Here is an 18,183-nt window from a genome sequence, read left to right as displayed (position 1 = left end):
CCAAACTACAATTTTAATAAGATAGTTGGATCTTTAGACCCAACATAGGTTTTTACAGAGTATACAATCGCGCTAATTCTGATAAAGACTGATCAAGTGTTTCAAGTATAAAATTCACTTGCTCCTGATTAATGGTCAACGGCGGTGCTATTCGGAAGACATTACCAAACTGCCCACCTTTTCCAACTAATAGCCCTTTATCCTTACATAGATCCATTAACTGAAGTGCTTCTTCAGATGCTGGAGTTTTTGTTACAGGATCTTTGACAAGTTCAATCCCTAAAAGCAAGCCGCGCCCTCGAACATCGCCAATCAGAAGATGTTTTTTTTGTAATTGTTGGAAACCGTCCTTGAGGAGATCGCCCATAATGCGCGCATTATCAACAAGCTGTTCTTCTTTAATGATTTCCAGTGTGAGTTTGGTTTGGATCATTTGCAATGGGTCACCTGCAAACGTATTAAAATACGTTTTGCCAGTCATAGTTTCCGCAACATCAGTTTTCATAAGTACGGCGCCAACCGCCGCACCGTTACCTACCCCTTTAGCCATGGTTACCATATCGGCATCAATATCCAAGGTTTTGGTCAATAACAGATCGCCGCCCCCACGTCCTGCTCCAGTTTGTACTTCATCACTGATGTATTTGCCACCATAGTTATGAACAATACGGGCTACCTCGGTAAAATAGTCATCAGGAGGAGTAATAAAACCTCCTACCCCCATCACGGGTTCCAATATAAATGCAGCGATTTTTCCATGCGTCGAATTTTGAATGGTTGTTTCAACATTTTTTGCACATGCCAGATCACAACTTTCCGGTTTTTGTTTAAATGGACAGCGGTAGCAATAAGGTTCAACTGCAGAGGTCACTCCAGTAACTGGCTGCCCCCTAAATCTCCAGATTGAATGGCCGCATGAGGCAAGAGCAGCAGAAGTACCACCATGATAGGAGTGACGTACATTCACCACCATCGTTTCTCCGGTTGCGTGACGTGCTGCCATTATGGCAAGTTCATTCGCTTCTGAGCCCGAATTAGTAAAGGATACCCTGTCCATGCCATTAGGTGCTTCTTCAAGCAAACGCTCTGCAGTTTCGACGGGTGCCTGATTTAAATAAAGAAGGCTTGTGTGTTGAATTACATCATCTTCAATTGCTTCAATAAGTGCTTTTTTTATCTTAGGATGATTATGTCCTGCTGAGATGCAAACAATTCCACCTATGGCATCAAGGTAACGTTTTCCTTCAGAGTCCCATACATAAGTTCCCTGTGCTTTAACAAGCTGTATTGGCTCTTTATGGTAAAAACCAGCGGTAGGTAAAAAGTGTTCTTTTCTGAATTGAATTAGCTCTTCGTTTGAGCGTGTTTGTCTTTGATTATTGTTCTCATTCATGAGGGTTGTTTCCTTTTATGCTTGTGAAGACTTGAACTAGTAAATAAAGAGTTTTTGCAGACTCCTTTTACTTCAAATTCTTGTTGATTGATTTTGAGATTTACCTCTGTTGCTCGTATTTCTTGAACACGATATGTTTTAGGATTCATATATCTATCCTTCTCCTGTTTATCTTCTTATTAAAAAATTAGTTGGACAACCTATTTAAGATGGCGAACAACTTACTCATTTTTCATTCTGCATCAACTTTCTTTTGAATATGCGTCATGATTGATGACATATTTCTTCAAAAAATAAAAGGGGGAATTTAATTTTCTTATTTTTTATACTTGGAAATGCTGTATCGTCACAATACATTGTGCTCTAAATTTCTGTAATAACCGCTCATGAAACGCCTACATGACAACTCAAACCACCATCGATAGTAATGCTGGCTCCGTTAATAAACGCCGCTTCATCACTAATCAAATAATTCGCTAGTTCAGCTATCTCCTGAGGGGTAGCAATGCGCCTTGCCGGAGTTAAATGAATTACTCTCTCCATGTGATTACTAATCTCCGTATCTTGTACCCCCATCCGGGTATTAACATAACCAGGACAGATTGCATTACAACTAATACCATACTCACCCCATTCAGCTGCAATTGCTTTCGTATAGCCAATAACACCGTGTTTGCTCGCAACATATGTAGAAGATAAGGCAGCACCCAAAAAACCCTGTATGGAAGCAATATTAACTATTCTTCCATATGTTTGTTTTTTCATTTCGGGTAATAAGTAACGAGCAAAATGAAAAATACTTCTCAGATTCGTATTAATTACCCTATCCCACTCGGCATCAGTTACTTGATCCACAGTATGAAAAGGACCACCAAAACCCGCATTATTAACAATAATGTTGGGAAGATTTCCTGCTTGTTTTAGCTGATTTAGAACATGTTCTACGAGGACACTATTGCCTACATCACATTGATAAGCTTGAATAATTTTATTATGTTTCAGCTGTAGTGCTTGAGCAAGTGAAGCTATTGGGTCGAGATTAAGATCCAATAAAATTAAAAGATCTGTTGTTTCAATAATTTTTTGTGCAATAGCAGCTCCGATTCCAGCACCAGCGCCAGTCACTAAAGCAATACGCCGTTTATTAGATTTCATTATAAAACTCCTTTTTCCGGCAATATTTCAATTTCGTTAACTGCAATTTCTAAAGGTAAGAGCACCAGCTGGGATAGAACTCGAGCGACTAGCTCAGGATCTAACATATCACTTTTTGAAAAGCCTGGTCGATCGTTCCAGATTTCTGTATAAGTTGCACCTAAAGTGACATGAGTAACGCGTATATGATACTGTTTTCCTTCTTCACCTAAATTTGTAGATAAACCCTTTAGCCCCCACTTAGAGGCACCATAAGCTAAATTATTATTTAATCCGACTTTATTGGCTATAGAACCAATGTTAATAATACGCCCACCATGATGCTCTTTCATGATAAGGTAGGCTTCTTTTGAGCATAAAAAGGCACCCGTTAAATTGGTTTTGATTATTAAATCCCATTCAGAAGTGGACGTATTTTCAATAGAATTGAAAATACCAAAACCTGCATTATTAACCAGTATATCTAACGGATAATTCAAAGATTTAAGCCAAGAAAACAGGCGAAGTACAGAGCTTTCCTGTGTCACATCCAATTGTTGTAAATGAATTTCTCCTGGATTTAATCTCATATTTTCTTGAAATGGTGCCTGCCTTGAGGTAACGATAACCGTAGCATTTTCCTTAATTAGGCTTTCTGCTAATGCTTTGCCAAGACCAATCCTTCCTCCAGTAATCAAAATTAATTTGCTTGTTTTTTTTTCCATTAGCTTTCCTTTATGGTGCTATTATTATTCCGTTCGATGAAAAATAAATGCATTTATCCATCTATATCTTTCTTGTTATCTGTTCATTAAACTCTTTTCTACGTTCTGATTCAGTTTCTAAAATACCCATAAAATGAGAGGTCACCATATAGGGATTTTGTTTATTCACACCACGCGCAACCATACATAAATGTTGACATTCAATCATTACCCCAACCCCTTTGGGTTTTAAATGAGTATATATTGCTTCTGCAATTTGTACGGTTAATTGCTCTTGGATCTGAAGTCGACGCGAAAAACATTCCACTATCCTAGCTAATTTAGATAATCCAACTACTTTATTATCAGGGATATAACCTATATGCACACGACCATAAAATGGCAGCATATGATGTTCGCACATTGAAAACATTTCAATATCACGAAGTAATACAAGTTGGTTGTATTGTTTTTTATTTGAAAAACAAGTGCTCAAAACTTTTGCCGGATCAATAGAATATCCCTCATATAATTCTTTCCAGCTATCTACGACCCTTCTTGGAGTATCTATTAAACCTTCTCTCTGTGGATTTTCTCCAATCAACCTAAGTAACTTTTTGATAACGTCTCCAGCCCCTTGATCATCGGTTTTTTGTTGTTCTTCATCCATATCAATTGAATATTTCTCTGCTTGCATTGTATCAACTCCTAAAATGATGCTACCTATAAGTTTAGTTCATTAAATAAAGAGCAAACTGTTCAAGAACAAAAAGAAGAATCAAAACATCCCTTCAATCCAAAATTTGGTCAAACTTTTTTTCAAGGTCTATAATTAAAGATAAAAAACATGGGATAAAAAATGTCGTATTCAGAACTAATTATTAATATTGGTTTTTCAATTTGCTTAGTTGCAAATGCGGCATTATTTATTCCACAAATTTTTGCCTTGTTAAAAGTAAAAAGCTCAGAAGGCGTGTCGTTATTTACTTTTTTGGGGTTTAATGTGATTCAATTGTTCACCTTTTTTCATGGTTGGATCGTAAACGACCTTATTCTGGCCGTTGGTTCCATCCTCAGCTTAATCACTTGTGGTACTGTTTCTTGGCTCATTGCCTATTATAAATATTTTCAAAAAAAATCTTTGGATAATGTGGTGAGATAATTATGCCTAAGTTTGTTGAAGTGGAACATAAATTTTGCTTTGATAATGAGCAAAGCTTCAAAAAAGCAGAGTCAGCTATCTTGCGACTTTACCCTCTCCGTGATTATAAGGTTGATGTTGCTGAGCGTTATTTTATTATAGATGGGTTAAATAATTTTATTATTCGACACAAAGTTGATGAAGAGAAACAAAGCTTGACTCTAAAATCTTTTACCCCCGGAAAAGATTCACAAACACGGCTCGAAGTTGAAATTTCTTTAGCTCAAGAACAGGGTGATCAGTTACAAACAGTTGAAAAATTTTTAACCGTGTTCAATAGCTATAAAGAATATAAGTTGATGAAACATCTGCAAGTCTTCCTTTTCCCTGAAGCAGAAGTGGTTTTATACCAAGCAATTACTCAAGATAGGGAGTTGTATGCATTGGAAATCGAAAGCGTCAAGGAATCAAAATATCAAGCGTTAAAGCATATAAAGCAATTCGAACTACAATTAGGGCTAGATGTACGAAAACGTGAAAAGCGTTGTTTGTTTGAGCTATTGTTTCCATATAGATAAAAACCTTTTAAATTAGAAAATCAGGGTTTATTTACAATTCGCCAGAAGACACAGTGGAACTGTAAACTGACCCTAATAATGTAGGGATACTGCAATGCAATCAGATAATAAAGTAGCACTTGTTACTGGCGGGGCTAAGCGCGTTGGACGAAGTATTGTTGAAACATTAGCGCAAAATGGTTATGACATTGTCATTAATCATCACGCATCTGATGAGCAAGCTATAGAGGTACAAAAGATTGTAGAACAATTTGATCAAAAGGCTCTTGTGATAAAAGCGAATATTCGATCTCTTGCAGAAATTCGTGATATGTTTGCTGCAATTCATGACTCATTTGGTCGAATGGATTTACTCGTGAATAGTGCTTCGCTTTATGTAAATCACCCTTTTCCCTGCGAGGATTTTCAACTCTTGCATGATTCTTTTGAGGTAGGTGTATATGGAAGTCTCTATTGTGCCAACGAGGCAGCAAAAATCATGTTAAAGCAAGAGCGTGGAGCCATTATCAATATTATTGATTTATTTGCTTTTTACCCTCGTAAAAATATGATGTTTCATGGTATATCAAAGGCTGCACTAGCAAGCTTGACCCAATATCTTGCAGTGGAATTAGGCCCAAACATTAGGGTTAATGCTATTGCACCAGGACCAGTTTTGCCCCCTGAACAATATTCAGCAGAGCGACAAATTAAATCAGCAGAACGTACCTTATTAAAACGCTGGGGAAAACCGGAAGATGTTGCCGGGGCTGTTTTATATTTGGCTGAGGCAGATTATATTACTGGGGACATTATGTTTGTTGATGGTGGCCGACATATCAATATGACCGATTAAAACCGTTCCCATAAAATCAGTCATCAAGATACAATCTTCCCTTCATTAACCCGTTATTATCCTTAAGGTGATTCCAACCATCTCCGTATTTTATTCATTCACCGAGCCAAATTGATTTACTTAAGGTAATCAACTGATATGATGCTGTTTTTTTCCAATGAATAGGGATGTTAATTAACCATGTCACCCGAATTAAAAGAAATTATTGAGAAACTGATTCAAGAATATCCCAGCGATTATACAGAAATGCATGCTAAAAAAACGCAATGGAATCAATTAATCGAACAGTTAAGTAAAGCGGAAGAATACATAAAATTATTACAAACAGAAAAAGAAGAATCCTCAATCATCCTATTAGGTCAATTAGCTCATAACCTAGGTGTATTTAATACCCATGTAGTGTCGAATTATCCCAGAGCCCTTGAATTGTTCAAGATTGCATTAGAAGCAAAACAAGCAACTGATGTTCCCCCTGAATCTCGTGCATTCACTCATGCTCATTTGGCTGACTGTGCCTATCGTAATGGTAACACTGTTCTAGGAATCATACATTTTGAAGAGGCAAATCAGCGATACAAACAGGCCAAAGACCATAAGGATACAGATTTGGCACGGGCTTTTGTACTGCATGCTGCGGGTAATGCCTACTATAATGTTGGAGCTTATTCTAAATCATTAGCACTGTTTTCTGAGGCTCGAGAATTACGCTTAAAACATTTGCCGGAAGACGATATTGATTTTGGTTATCTGGAGCACGATCAAGCAGATGTGTGGACCGCTCTTGGAGAGTATCAATTTGCTGCAAAACTATTCCAATCATCCCTCGAAAAAAAGAAAAAGTATTTTGAGAATGACCATACAAATATTGCACTGCTTTACCAATGCCAGGCATTACTATTTATAAAAAACAACCAATTAACGGAAGCAGAAACCAATCTAAAATGGGCATATGCTATTTACGCCAAACATGCCCAACATTCGGCCTCAGAAGTTCAACCCGACTTATTACGTAATTATTTTTACAGTATTCTTCTGCAACTTGCTGCAGATAATTTTGCTCAGGCCAAAGATGAAATCGTTCACTTCAAATCTCAAGTAGAAGCCATCAAAGATAAAACCCATTCTGCATACGTCAGATTAGCTCAGGTTAACAATAGATTACTTCAGTACCAAAATCAGCCCAAAGAAGCGTTAAAACAACTAGAAGAAACCATTTCTAATTTTATTCCGAGGCTCGACTTTAACTCAGCAAGAGAATTACTCACTGTAGATAATAAATTTGATGTGGCTTCTTTAATTAGCGAATATGCGATTGAATTGTTCATCCAAAATGGCTATCAAAATTTTGATGACACGTTAAAGTTAATCAAGCTTGCTTTGCAATTAAAGGAAGATTTTTATCAAAGTTTGCCTATGTCCAATCCTCCATTGGGGACTATTAGTTTTGCGTTTAGCGATTATGATTTGGGTTTGCTCTATTATTTAGCGGCCTTAGCATCGAATAATAGTAAGGAGCGGCAAGAAAAACTAATCACAGCGTCACAATATGTTCAAAGTGCAAGAGATAAACTAATACAAGTAGGTTTAAATAAAAATCATATTAATTTGCTTGCTTGTACCACTCAATTAAACAAAATTGAGGAAATTTTAAAGCCAAATAAACAAGAAACCGAAACCCTACATCAGACACTGATGCATCGTATCATGTTTTTTACCAGTGCTAAGAAAATGGAGAATGCTCAAGAGGAGCATATCCCCTATTTGGATACAATTCTTAGAGACTATCCATGACCTTGCGCAATAATCAATGGATTAAAGAAAATCCCTTTCTTACTCTCATCTCCAACCTGCGCTCCCTGATAAGAATTAGGTGTAGGTTGGGCCTTGGCCCAACAAAAGCTTTTCTTATTTTTAAGACAGGTGATATGTGGAGATAAATTCCGAATTATTGATACATTTTTGGATTGCTTCGAGACGTGATGCTTTAATTCTATTCGTAATTTCATGACCCGTATATTTCGAAGAGAGCTCTTTAGTATTAACCGATTTGGCTGCTTGAAAAGCATTACGTACTTGCTCTGCATAGGATGTTTCTTGGGTGCAAAGCTCAAAAATATGCAGGCATTCATTTAAACGTTCTTTACTATAAAAAGCGCCAATGTTGATTAATAAATCCAATACCCCCTCTGCATCTGATTCAGAAACACGACGAAATTGTGCTAAGTTTTGATTGATTAATAACGCCAGATCCCGGTATTGGTTTGGTACGTTAAATTGTTTACAAAACTTAATTATTTCCTCTTTAGGCAGGTCGTGCATCAAAGCAGCAAAACGAACACTAAAGGAATCCTGATGATCGGCAGCGCGTTGGAGCGCCTTAATGCCAGCTCCTGGTATTTTTATACAAGGGAATAAAATACTATTTGCTCCACATTTTTTAAGAACATCGAAAAAATATTCCGGATGTGATCCCATAAGTGCACGCTCTAATTCCTTCCAGATTCGCTCAGCACTCAATTCACTTAGCTTATCTTTAACAACCATCTGTTCCATGAGTGCCATCGTTTCCTTGGCTACTTGAAAACCTAAGGACGCTGCGAAGCGGGCTGTTCGTACTAATCGAAGCGGATCGTCAACAAACGCAGGTGATACATGCCGTAATATATGATTTTCTAGATCATCTTTTCCATGATAAGGGTCAATCAACTCGCCCAAACCTCCTTCTTCGAGTGGCTGCGCCATGGCATTGATAGTCAAATCGCGCCGTCTTAAATCGTCAATTATAGTGATTAAAGAGGAGACATCGAACTCAAAACCCGTATGCCCAGGACCTACCCGCTTTTCACATCGAGCAAGCGCATGTTCTTCTTTCGTCTCTGGATGTAAAAACACAGGAATATCTTTTGCTTCTTGACTCGCTATTGGCTTATAACCTAGTTTCAACATCTCCTCGCGAGACGCACCTACAACAACCCAATCGTTGTCTTTAGGATGATAGCCCAGCAATTTATCGCGTACTGCCCCACCCACTAAATAAATTTTCATAAGCTTAAAGTATAAAATTGATTTAAACTGTATATTTTAAATCCATATAAGCAATTTATCAACAATTATGCCTAATGGAGTACATTTTTTTGTTTATACTAAAATATGGACCAGATAGGACGAGGACTACAAAATGAATTTATATGCTGCTGCAATTGAGATTACTCCAGTAAAAGAAAATGTAGTACAAACCACTTCCCCCTTTTTTGCGTCTGTATTTTTATACGTACAAATTTTTTGCATAGCGATTGGGATTGCATTTCTATTTATTACTTTTTATATGCTTCGCCCAAAAGAAGAAGAAGAGCAAAAACGCATTCAAGACCAATTTCTGTTTTATTTGATCTTGGGACTTTTTTTCATTTTTTTCCCTTTTTTACTCGAATATTTTAGCTGAGTCAGATTATATCTGGCTGCCCACTATTTTGATTATCGCTGAAACATCAGCTAAGCATTAAATCACAACCCCTCTTAGCGCTTATCAATTCGCTAGCATGGATAAATTGGACTATAATTAAACAGCACCATTCTTTGCTGGAGCCCCTCATGTTAAGTTTATCCCTTAGAAAATATATGAAGGATCATGATATTGCCTATAAAACCATCAATCACCCTAGAGCATATACCGCATCGCAATGTGCACAAGGTGCACATATTAAAGGCGACTATTTTGCTAAATCGGTTATTGTCAAATTAGATGGCAAATTTGTACTCATCGCCATTCCTGCGAATGTACGTCTGGATTTAGAACGATTAAAAAACGAAACCCATGCCAAACAGGCAGAAATTGCTAAGGAGTTTGAGTTTCAGGATAAATTTGCTGATTGTGAAGTCGGCGCCCTACCGATTTTTGGTGAACTTTATGGTATGGATGTTTATCTTGCAGATAGCTTGGCTCATAAAGAATGGTTGGTCTTTAATGCAGGTAATCATACTCAACTGCTAAAAATTAAATGTAATGATTTTTTAAACCTTGTTCATCCTAAAACGTTATCACAATGTTAATAGGTTCATGTAGATCTATTGCTAAATTAGAGGCCCAAAGGGACCGTCTTCCTTGCTATTTCCTCATCAAAAAATTGAAGAGGAATAGTTCTCGTCTTGGATTCATCTAGGGAAAACTGGAAACGATGCAAAAGGAGTTCATTGATAACCAGAGTCATTATGGAAAAAACCATCGTGGTAAGGAAAAAATGGGTATATTCCATATCAAATTTGTAGGCCAAAAGGGATGCAACAAGTAAGCTTACACCACAGGAAATGGCTTTTCTAATCGTCTTATTCCAATAAATTGGGTCACTCTTTTCTTTGATCATTTTTTGTTCAAGCATTAATTGACTCAGTTGTTTTTCCTTAAAGTCACGATAGTCTGAAGCTTTCTCGCGAAGATCTTTATACGAAATGGGGAAAAATAGGCAATTGGCGCTCTGGCTTATCGAGTTAAAACGCCTGCAACTTAAGGCAACAGCAGTCATATCCTTTGGGTTAATAATATAATTATTCTCATTATCGCGAGCATTAAGAACCTCCAACAACATCTCATCGGCAAGTTCATCAAAAGGATCTTGATTTTTTTGATTGTTATTATGCATTGCCTTTCCTTGATATTAACGCTTTATCCTAATAAAAGATGTGACAACAGGTCACAAAATATTGGCCTATTCCTACTATTGCCTTAAGGGCAATATTTTCTAAAGAAACACTTTTTTGAAATGACAAATTAACAACAAAAGTCTTGTCACTTCAAGTAGTAAGTAAAAGTTTAGATTTTGAATTACATGAAGTTCTTATAGATAATTAGAAGCAATTCCTTGACGATTTTTATCTGCTCTTGTGTTAATGTTAAGGAACTAATGAGTTGCAGATCATTCGCATTTAGACTACTAGTTTATTGATAATAAATAACTCACTTAAATGGGTTCCTAAGCAGGCGGCTTTCTAATGGACGGTAATGAATTAATCTATTCAGTCAATGACAAACCTCCTTTCGTAAAATTGTTTTTACTTGGACTCCAACATACCCTGCTTATGTCAGTCTATCTGGTTCTCATTATTATTGTGGTAAGAACTTCAAAGTTACCCGATCATATCGCTGTTGATGCGGTCAGAGTGGGTATGATTGCCCTTGCAATTGCAACTTCGCTACAAGCCTTAAAGCCGCCTATAGGCTCCGGATTTTTAGCGGCACCGGTGGTATCCGCTATTTATTTCAAGGCTTCTTTACTAGCCGCTGACGTAGGAGGATTACCTTTAGTATTGGGAATGACCCTATTTGCAGGTTTTTTAGAAATTCTTTTTTCCCGCCTGCTGTACCATTTACGAGTGATTTTTCCACCAGGAATTTCTGGTTTTATCATTGTGATTGTTGGCATTGAATTAGGTCTTGAAGGGATTAGGCAATTTTTAGGAGTAGCAAATTTGCCTAATCATCATTTTGAAACTGATTTTTGGGTCGGGCTTTTTACTTTATCTATGATGGTCGGTTTAAGCATTTGGTGGCGTGGGATTATTAAACTGATTTGCTCTTTTATAGGTTTAGTATCTGGCTTTATTGTCGCTTTTTTATTTGGTGTCATTCAGCCTGAAAAAATTGCACTCTTAAAGACCATACCCTTTTTTGCCTGGCCTAATTTTTCATTCATTTCTTATCAGTTTTCATTCGGACTTATTTTGCCCTTTTTTATAGCCAGCATTGCTGCAGCTTTGCGCACGATTGGAGTGGTTACCACTTGCCAAAAAATTAATGATCCAAACTGGAAAAGTCCTGATTTAAAGTCAATTAAAAGCGGAGTATTTGCCGATGGGATGGGCTCAGTAATTGCAGGATTATTAGGTATTCCTGGTATTAGTACAGGTCCAAGTTTAGTCGGTATATCGAGTGCCGCTGGTGCAACAAGTCGATACATTGCTTTTGCAACAAGTTCCATTTTGGTAATTCTTTCATTATTCCCCAAAATTGTTTCTATTTTATTAATCATTCCCATGTCCGTTGTTGGTCCCGCATTAATGTTTACTGCAAGCTTTATGATCGTTGGGGGAGTGCAGGTAATGACCTCACGAAATATAGATGCCAGAATGACTTATGTTATTGGTTTTGCTTTTTTATTTGGACTGAGTAAAGAAATATATCCTACATTTTACAACTCGTTACCCCATTCATTACAATCGATTACAAGTACTTCGCTTTCACTTTCAGTTTTTGTAGCTCTGTTGCTGCATATGATCTTTCGTATCGGTATACGCAAAGATGCAGTGATAACCTTTGAAAAGGAAAAAGATTTATCCAAAGATGAGCTGAATTATTTCATCCATGAAAATGGTAAAAAATGGAGCATTAACACAACAACAATGGACCGAGTTGCACTCACAACTGGAGAAGTGATGCAACATCTGCGTCGTACCCAACTGGCTGAAGGTGATGTTGATGTTAAATTAAGTTACAACCAAGTCGACTTTATTGTACATATAAAATACATAGGTGACTTGTTATTACTGCCCTTTGTCAACCAAGGAAAGAAAATTTTTCTCGAGGAAGAAGCATTTTCTTATGGATTAACTGATTTCTTAACGGGGGTCTACCCAGATAAATTTGAGCGTTTTATGCTCAACCGTGAGGCCCATATCAAACTGTACTTTATTGTGTAAAATTTTCTTAATCTTCTGAAACTGCTTTGCTTCCCTCATAATATCCGAAAAGACAGGTTCCTGCGGCAATTAACACGGAGCCTATCCACTGGAGTATGTTGATTTGCTCATGGAAAAAATGTATGAAGTGTCGTTCATCTCGAATTAAATTACTCCACATATCAGGCTCAATTTTAGTTGCCTTTGTATACCAAAAACAGTGCAAATGTCCCATCTTTTCTGCGTTCCTAATGCTGCCTTATTTGATGCTCATATTGGCATAAATTGAATTTTCACCTTTCAGTATTCATATCATCCAGCAAAATTATAAAAATTGACTATAGTTAGTATATCTTACTCAATTTGCTCTATTACTTATGAATATTAAATCACTGCTACAAAAAGATGCTCAATATTGTTCTTTCGGTGACACAGTCCATTATGCAAATCCTCCAAAAATTTTTAGTAACTGCCAAGGAAGTTATCTTTATGATGAGAAAGGCATTCCCTATTTAGATTTGCAAATGTGGTATTCAGCGGTTAATTTTGGCTACAAAAACGAACGTATTAGCAATGCCTTAAAACAACAACTGGATAACTTACCTCAGCTTGCCTGCCAATATCTGCATAAAGAAAAGGTAGAACTAGCAGAAGCCATTTGTACTAATATCGAGCAAAGAACCGGTGCTAAAGGACGCGTGCAGTTCAATGTGGGCGGCTCCCAAGCCATTGAAGATGCACTAAAACTGGTTCGTAATGAAAAGAAGAAAAATTTGATGTTCGCTTTTATGGGCGGATATCATGGCCGAACACTAGGTGCCTCTTCCATCACCTCAAGTTACCGTTATCGTCGTAGATTTGGCCATTTCTCTGATAAAGCATCCTTTCAGCCTTTTCCCTATTGTTTCCGTTGCCCTTATGAAATGAAACGTGAGACCTGCGGCCTCTACTGTATGAATCAATTTAAAAAATTATTTGAAACAGAATATTATGCCGTCTGGGATGATAAGTCCAAAGAAGCAGAATACGCTGCGTTTTTTGTCGAATTTATACAAGGTACTGGTGGTTATGTCATCCCACCTCCAGGGTATTTTCAAGAACTGGCACAATTTCTTAAGGAAAAAGACATTTTGTTGGTTGCCGATGAAATCCAAATGGGTTTCCATCGTACTGGTAAATTTTGGTCCTTTGAACACTATGGAATCACTCCAGACATCGTTGTCTTCGGCAAAGCATTAACGAATGGTTTAAACCCTATTGCCGGAATTTGGGCAAGGGAAGAACTGATTTCTCCAGAAAAATTTCCTCCCGGATCGACTCATTCCACCTACTCTTCAAATCCATTAGGAACTGCAATTGGTCTTGAAGTGATGAACATGTTGTCGGAAAAAAATTATGAGCAACAGGTGAATGAAAAAGGGGCTTATTTTCTAAATAAACTCACTGAACTTAAAAAACGCTGGAAAATGATTGGTCATGTTGATGGGATTGGTCTGGCACTCCGTATTGAGTTATGTAAAGAAGATGGTTTTACTCCTAATCGAGAATTAGCTGATGCAATATTCAATGCAGGATTACGTGGCGATCTTCAGGTCAATGGACAAGCTTACGGTCTGGTACTGGATATTGGCGGTTACTATAAAAATACGTTTACTCTAGCGCCCTCCTTAGAAATAAGTAAAGAGGAGATTGACTTAAGCATCATTCTTTTAGAACAATTACTCATGCAAGCCAAGGCAGCATAGGTTGGTCTTAGCCTTCTGAGGTTTAGTCATCTTTCATCCTGTCATTACCACGCAGGATGAAAGACTGGAATTGTTTATAAACCATTAATTGTTTCGTCAGAATAAACTGGGTTAGTTATTAAAGGAAATTTTCAAGTTGTTCGCATTGAAATAAGTTTACCAGATCCCAAAAGCTATTAAATTCAAAATGATTTATTTGATGTTGTTGGCAATACGTTAATAAATATTCCTTGGCAAATACGAAATCAACTTGATGTGCTAAACAAACATCAGATTTGCCATTACCAATTAAAATCGATTTGCCTGAGTCATTAAATTGCTGCTCATAAAAGATATGACATTTACATAAACCACACTTTGATTTGCACTGCTTCACTTCAAAAGGGAAACTAATTGCAACACCCTCTTTAAGGAATGAAAAATGATTTGAGTAATAAGGTATTGAAAGAAGTCCATGTTTTTTTAGCAGATACTCGATGGGATAATCAATACCATCACTAACGATAACAAGTTTTGCCTTGTTTTGCATTAAAGTGCAAAATTCAATAAAACCAGGATCAATTTCAATATGTTCTAATTCATACCTAATTTCAGCTTCCATCCCTCGAATCATAGCATATTGCGCTTGCATACAGTCTTTGGAGCTTATGCGCCCACAAAGCCAATCTTGCTCTATTTGATTAAAATCACCCTGAGCAAATTTTTCTAATAAGCTGTCGGTAGTATCCGTTTTCGTAATCGTTCCATCAAAATCTATAAAAATATTCAAGATATATACCTGACCTTTCTTGATTTGCTGTTTTGCTGGATAAAGCGAATCAAATTAAGCGCAACAAGCTCTTTTTCATTATCCAGAGTAATAATATGGTATGAATTGTTTAAATAAACGATTTCTATTAATTCCGAACCAATATGATTTTTAACATACTCAGCATTTCTGTAACTTGCCATATCATCGTCCAAGGAATGGACTACTAAAGTGGGACTCTTAATGTGAGGCAATTTTCCTTGAATATGTTTAATCAACTTATCCACTTCATACAGCCCAAGCGCGGGCACTATCATATTACCGGTTTTAGCGATATTTTTTTCTTTACCATTCGCCAATAATGATGCAATTGACTCTCGTATTGCCTCATTTTTAATTCCATAAGGCGCTTTATCCTGAACTTTATAAATATGACGCAAATAACTGTGAATCATTATAGACTTAAATACACGTTGCCATCTTGAAATATTCCAACCATCATAAAAAAATACAGGACTTAATAGGATCACTCCTGCTATACGGTCTGGACATTCTAAAGCTAAATTCAAGGCAAGCAGGCTACCTGCTGATAGGCCCGCAACAAATATCGTTTCACAATGTTGTGACAATAAATCATAAGCCTTTTTAACGGACATGTACCAATCTTGCCAGCTGGTTTTTTTGAGAGCACGATAACTGGAACAATGTCCTGCTAATTGAGGAACAGCAACGGTTATATCCGACCGAGCTAATTGAAATGCCAATTCACTTACTTCACCGGGGGTTCCACTATAACCATGTATTAATAGAACACCAACCTCTTTGCGCTTTAGTAAAAAACCATGTGCGCCCAGCTCCTCCTGATAGGGATTAAAATGTACAATTTGATGTTCCACTGGTTCCGTATTGTTCATAATGCTTTTACAAATCAGATGAATTGAGGGATAGGTTTCAATTATGTTGGGATCTACCTGACAATGAAATGTTTGCTCAAAATCTGCTAATAACTCAAAATAACCAATTGAATCTATCCCAAGCTCAATTAAAGGCTGCTCTAATGAGATTTTATGTTGTGGTATCGATGTCTTCAAAGCTATTTGTTCTAATAACCAAGATTGGATCTCGTTCTCTGTAATGCTATTTGTTTTAGAGTCAATACCTGACTCATTGAGAGGTTGTTTCAATTTGATCTGCTCTAAATCATGTTGTTCACTTTGATACTCGTACAGCATCGGTAAGCTTTGATTGATATAAGAGTCCTTCATGGCATTACGTTGTAACTTACCACTCGTCGTCTTGAGGGTTGCGCGAGCAGGTAATAAAACAATGGAATAAGGGGTTATGGCAAAAGTTTGAGTGATTACTTTTTTTACCGCCAAACAAATGTCTTCGTATTCTTTTTTAGGGATACCGGATTTTATCTCAACCAAAATAATTAATTTTTCTTCCTTGTCTTTAGAAATAGAAAATGCAGTACAACAACCCGGTTTAATCGAGCCATGCGCCGAACTTGCTTTGAACTCGATATCATGAGGATAGAAATTTTTACCGTGGATCACAATAAGTTGTTTCATTCGTCCGGTAACATATAACTCACCTTGATGAAGAAAACCTAAATCCCCCGTTCTAAGAAAGGTTCTCTGATCTTCAGTTTGATAAAAAATGGTTTTATTTAATTCCTCATGATGCCAATACCCCGAAGAAACACTAGGACCAGCAACCAATATCTCACCTACTTCATTTTCATCGCCAAATTGACTCGTACTCAGATTAAGAATTTTTACGTCTAAGCTAGGGGTCCCATGGCTAAGTAAAATTTTACTGTCTGTGTCCCTTTTTTTAGTGAGGGTTACTTTGTTTAAACTTAAATCTGACTGGGAAACAATTAACTTGTGCAGATGTCCTTGGGGTTGTTGCACAGAGACCATTACGGTCGATTCTGCTAAGCCATAGGAAGGTGAAAAACTGCTTTTTTTAAATCCACAGGATTTAAAAGCCTGATAAAAACGTTCAAGAGTCTCATAATGGATTGGCTCTGCTCCGTTCACAGCCACCCGCCAACAACTTAGGTCTAAAGCTTTCTTTTGACGATCAGTAATTTTTCTTAGGCAGTACTCATAGGCAAAATTAGGTCCTCCACTCACATCAGCACGAAATGTATTGATCTCTTGCAACCAAGAATAAGGATTTTTAAGAAATTTCAGAGGCGACATCAACAGACAAGGGACACCATAAATAATTGGTAAAATAATATGCCCAATCAAGCCCATATCATGATAAGGAGGTAACCAAGACACACCTCGACTATCCTGATGAACGCCATAGCCTTTAATGATTAATTGTATATTATGTAATAAATTCTGATGGGTATTTATCACCCCTTTCGGCGAACCTGTGGACCCAGAAGTATACTGTAAAAAAACAATGGAATCTGGATCCGTTGTATTGAACTCCATCCGACCGAATGAGTTCATGTGATAAGAGGAGCAATTAATCAGCTTAAGTTTTTCTACATCCCAATTTAATTGCTCGGACTGTCTTCCTAAAATATAAATTAATAATTTTTTAATCGGCAAAAATTGCATGACTTTTTTAAGAATCTTCAAATTATATAGTTTTTTATAAAGCTCTTGCGTGGTTAGCAGAATACTCGGCTGTGCATCAACGATAATACCTTGTAATTTTTCGATTAATCCTTGATTCAATGGTGGATAGCTCGGAACGCTAATTACCCCAGCATAAGCACAGGCGAAAAATGCGATAACAAACTCCAAACCGGGTGGATAAATCAACAAAGCGCGATCCCCCTTTTGGGTATTGTTCATAATTAGCCGAGCCAAGGATCGAGACTCAGATTGCAACTTACTATAACTTAACTCCTCTTTAACCCCATCTTCATTGAGGTAATATAAAGCAACTGAGTTTGGTGTTCTTTGGGCATGCAAATCTAAAGCGTCAGTTAGAAGCTTTAATTGACTTAACTCTAATTCTGATAACGACATAGGGCAACCCGAAAATAGAAATATTATTTGACATATTTTTAATAATTTTAGACTATTTTTAACCATATTGTGGTGATGGCTAGTATTTAATTCATTATCCATTAACTGCATCGTCTGCTGTTTGAGTGGGATTGCTTAAATAATTGGAACAACAGGCAAACGCGAATCATTTAAAACCTGCTTTTGCGTGGCCTTAAACTTTTATGCAAATCTTTCGGACATATTGTCCAGTAG

17 protein-coding genes are annotated in these 18,183 nt (G+C 37.0%); 8 read left to right on the top strand and 9 right to left on the bottom strand.

Going from position 1 to position 18,183, the window contains the following annotated elements; genetic code table 11:
- Positions 1-52: 52 nt before the first annotated feature.
- The 4 genes from ACF8MK_RS12950 to folE form a co-directional block, all read right to left on the bottom strand.
- Positions 53-1,393 (bottom strand): aspartate aminotransferase family protein, encoded by a 1,341-nt coding sequence (locus ACF8MK_RS12950; protein ID WP_392537011.1) that lies wholly within the window; start codon positions 1,391-1,393, stop codon positions 53-55.
- A 384-nt stretch (positions 1,394-1,777) separates the two neighbouring features.
- A complete protein-coding gene (locus ACF8MK_RS12945) occupies positions 1,778-2,548 on the bottom strand; it encodes an SDR family NAD(P)-dependent oxidoreductase (protein WP_392537010.1) in 771 nt (256 codons plus the stop codon).
- A complete protein-coding gene (locus ACF8MK_RS12940) occupies positions 2,548-3,252 on the bottom strand; it encodes an SDR family oxidoreductase (RefSeq protein ID WP_392537009.1) in 705 nt (234 codons plus the stop codon). Before ACF8MK_RS12940 ends, ACF8MK_RS12945 begins: the two co-directional genes overlap by 1 nt.
- Before the next feature lie 61 nt (positions 3,253-3,313).
- Positions 3,314-3,928: a GTP cyclohydrolase I FolE gene (gene folE, locus ACF8MK_RS12935; protein WP_392537008.1), complete on the bottom strand. Its 615-nt coding sequence runs from the start codon at positions 3,926-3,928 to the stop codon at positions 3,314-3,316.
- A gap of 162 nt (positions 3,929-4,090) precedes the next feature.
- Here folE and ACF8MK_RS12930 point away from each other — a divergent pair, with 162 nt between their 5' ends.
- From ACF8MK_RS12930 to ACF8MK_RS12915, 4 genes are all read left to right on the top strand, one after another.
- Positions 4,091-4,393, top strand: coding sequence for a PQ-loop domain-containing transporter (locus tag ACF8MK_RS12930; RefSeq protein WP_392537007.1), 303 nt, complete (start codon positions 4,091-4,093; stop codon positions 4,391-4,393).
- 2 nt (positions 4,394-4,395) lie between these two features.
- Positions 4,396-4,950 (top strand): hypothetical protein, encoded by a 555-nt coding sequence (locus tag ACF8MK_RS12925; RefSeq protein ID WP_392537006.1) that lies wholly within the window; start codon positions 4,396-4,398, stop codon positions 4,948-4,950.
- A gap of 94 nt (positions 4,951-5,044) precedes the next feature.
- Entirely contained in the window at positions 5,045-5,785 is a 741-nt protein-coding gene (locus ACF8MK_RS12920; RefSeq protein WP_392537005.1) for an SDR family NAD(P)-dependent oxidoreductase, read from the top strand.
- A 180-nt stretch (positions 5,786-5,965) separates the two neighbouring features.
- On the top strand, positions 5,966-7,576 hold the full coding sequence (locus tag ACF8MK_RS12915) for a tetratricopeptide repeat protein (protein WP_392537004.1): 1,611 nt from the start codon (positions 5,966-5,968) through the stop codon (positions 7,574-7,576).
- A 120-nt stretch (positions 7,577-7,696) separates the two neighbouring features.
- Here ACF8MK_RS12915 and ACF8MK_RS12910 read toward each other — a convergent pair whose 3' ends face one another.
- Positions 7,697-8,830, bottom strand: coding sequence for a CCA tRNA nucleotidyltransferase (locus tag ACF8MK_RS12910; RefSeq protein WP_392537003.1), 1,134 nt, complete (start codon positions 8,828-8,830; stop codon positions 7,697-7,699).
- A gap of 133 nt (positions 8,831-8,963) precedes the next feature.
- Here ACF8MK_RS12910 and ACF8MK_RS12905 point away from each other — a divergent pair, with 133 nt between their 5' ends.
- Together ACF8MK_RS12905 and ACF8MK_RS12900 are read left to right on the top strand one after the other, a co-directional pair.
- Entirely contained in the window at positions 8,964-9,227 is a 264-nt protein-coding gene (locus ACF8MK_RS12905) for a hypothetical protein (protein WP_392537002.1), read from the top strand.
- Between the two features lie 149 nt (positions 9,228-9,376).
- Positions 9,377-9,835 (top strand): aminoacyl-tRNA deacylase, encoded by a 459-nt coding sequence (locus tag ACF8MK_RS12900; RefSeq protein ID WP_265704031.1) that lies wholly within the window; start codon positions 9,377-9,379, stop codon positions 9,833-9,835.
- 26 nt (positions 9,836-9,861) lie between these two features.
- Here ACF8MK_RS12900 and ACF8MK_RS12895 read toward each other — a convergent pair whose 3' ends face one another.
- Entirely contained in the window at positions 9,862-10,422 is a 561-nt protein-coding gene (locus ACF8MK_RS12895) for a hypothetical protein (RefSeq protein WP_392537001.1), read from the bottom strand.
- A 349-nt stretch (positions 10,423-10,771) separates the two neighbouring features.
- On the opposite strand from ACF8MK_RS12895, the gene ACF8MK_RS12890 reads away from it, so the two are divergent.
- Positions 10,772-12,475 (top strand): uracil-xanthine permease family protein, encoded by a 1,704-nt coding sequence (locus ACF8MK_RS12890; RefSeq protein WP_392537000.1) that lies wholly within the window; start codon positions 10,772-10,774, stop codon positions 12,473-12,475.
- 7 nt (positions 12,476-12,482) lie between these two features.
- Here the strand turns inward: ACF8MK_RS12890 and ACF8MK_RS12885 are convergent, their stop codons facing one another.
- On the bottom strand, positions 12,483-12,689 hold the full coding sequence (locus tag ACF8MK_RS12885) for a hypothetical protein (RefSeq protein WP_392536999.1): 207 nt from the start codon (positions 12,687-12,689) through the stop codon (positions 12,483-12,485).
- 142 nt (positions 12,690-12,831) lie between these two features.
- Here ACF8MK_RS12885 and ACF8MK_RS12880 point away from each other — a divergent pair, with 142 nt between their 5' ends.
- Positions 12,832-14,199, top strand: a complete 1,368-nt coding sequence (locus ACF8MK_RS12880) for an aspartate aminotransferase family protein (protein ID WP_392536998.1) — start codon at positions 12,832-12,834, stop codon at positions 14,197-14,199.
- A gap of 118 nt (positions 14,200-14,317) precedes the next feature.
- Here the strand turns inward: ACF8MK_RS12880 and ACF8MK_RS12875 are convergent, their stop codons facing one another.
- Positions 14,318-14,968, bottom strand: coding sequence for an MtnX-like HAD-IB family phosphatase (locus ACF8MK_RS12875; RefSeq protein WP_392536997.1), 651 nt, complete (start codon positions 14,966-14,968; stop codon positions 14,318-14,320).
- A complete protein-coding gene (locus ACF8MK_RS12870) occupies positions 14,965-17,949 on the bottom strand; it encodes an alpha/beta fold hydrolase (protein WP_392536996.1) in 2,985 nt (994 codons plus the stop codon). The genes ACF8MK_RS12875 and ACF8MK_RS12870 overlap by 4 nt, the downstream gene beginning before the upstream one ends.
- Positions 17,950-18,183: the final 234 nt, after the last annotated feature.

It is taken from the genome of Legionella sp. 227, assembly GCF_043161935.1.
In the GTDB taxonomy this organism is placed as follows: Bacteria; Pseudomonadota; Gammaproteobacteria; order Legionellales; family Legionellaceae; genus Legionella; species Legionella sheltonii.
The sequence above is the reverse complement of the archived record's forward strand: the minus strand, read 5'-3'. Positions and strand labels throughout refer to the sequence as shown.

Bases quoted from the DNA above. Each gene is read 5' to 3' on its own strand.
- ACF8MK_RS12950 (WP_392537011.1), bottom strand. From the start codon at position 1,393: ATGAATGAGAACAATAATCAAAGACAAACACGCTCAAACGAAGAGCTA.
- ACF8MK_RS12945 (WP_392537010.1), bottom strand. From the start codon at position 2,548: ATGAAATCTAATAAACGGCGTATTGCTTTAGTGACTGGCGCTGGTGCT.
- ACF8MK_RS12940 (WP_392537009.1), bottom strand. From the start codon at position 3,252: ATGGAAAAAAAAACAAGCAAATTAATTTTGATTACTGGAGGAAGGATT.
- folE (WP_392537008.1), bottom strand. From the start codon at position 3,928: ATGCAAGCAGAGAAATATTCAATTGATATGGATGAAGAACAACAAAAA.
- ACF8MK_RS12930 (WP_392537007.1), top strand. From the start codon at position 4,091: ATGTCGTATTCAGAACTAATTATTAATATTGGTTTTTCAATTTGCTTA.
- ACF8MK_RS12925 (WP_392537006.1), top strand. From the start codon at position 4,396: ATGCCTAAGTTTGTTGAAGTGGAACATAAATTTTGCTTTGATAATGAG.
- ACF8MK_RS12920 (WP_392537005.1), top strand. From the start codon at position 5,045: ATGCAATCAGATAATAAAGTAGCACTTGTTACTGGCGGGGCTAAGCGC.
- ACF8MK_RS12915 (WP_392537004.1), top strand. From the start codon at position 5,966: ATGTCACCCGAATTAAAAGAAATTATTGAGAAACTGATTCAAGAATAT.
- ACF8MK_RS12910 (WP_392537003.1), bottom strand. From the start codon at position 8,830: ATGAAAATTTATTTAGTGGGTGGGGCAGTACGCGATAAATTGCTGGGC.
- ACF8MK_RS12905 (WP_392537002.1), top strand. From the start codon at position 8,964: ATGAATTTATATGCTGCTGCAATTGAGATTACTCCAGTAAAAGAAAAT.
- ACF8MK_RS12900 (WP_265704031.1), top strand. From the start codon at position 9,377: ATGTTAAGTTTATCCCTTAGAAAATATATGAAGGATCATGATATTGCC.
- ACF8MK_RS12895 (WP_392537001.1), bottom strand. From the start codon at position 10,422: ATGCATAATAACAATCAAAAAAATCAAGATCCTTTTGATGAACTTGCC.
- ACF8MK_RS12890 (WP_392537000.1), top strand. From the start codon at position 10,772: ATGGACGGTAATGAATTAATCTATTCAGTCAATGACAAACCTCCTTTC.
- ACF8MK_RS12885 (WP_392536999.1), bottom strand. From the start codon at position 12,689: ATGGGACATTTGCACTGTTTTTGGTATACAAAGGCAACTAAAATTGAG.
- ACF8MK_RS12880 (WP_392536998.1), top strand. From the start codon at position 12,832: ATGAATATTAAATCACTGCTACAAAAAGATGCTCAATATTGTTCTTTC.
- ACF8MK_RS12870 (WP_392536996.1), bottom strand. From the start codon at position 17,949: ATGTCGTTATCAGAATTAGAGTTAAGTCAATTAAAGCTTCTAACTGAC.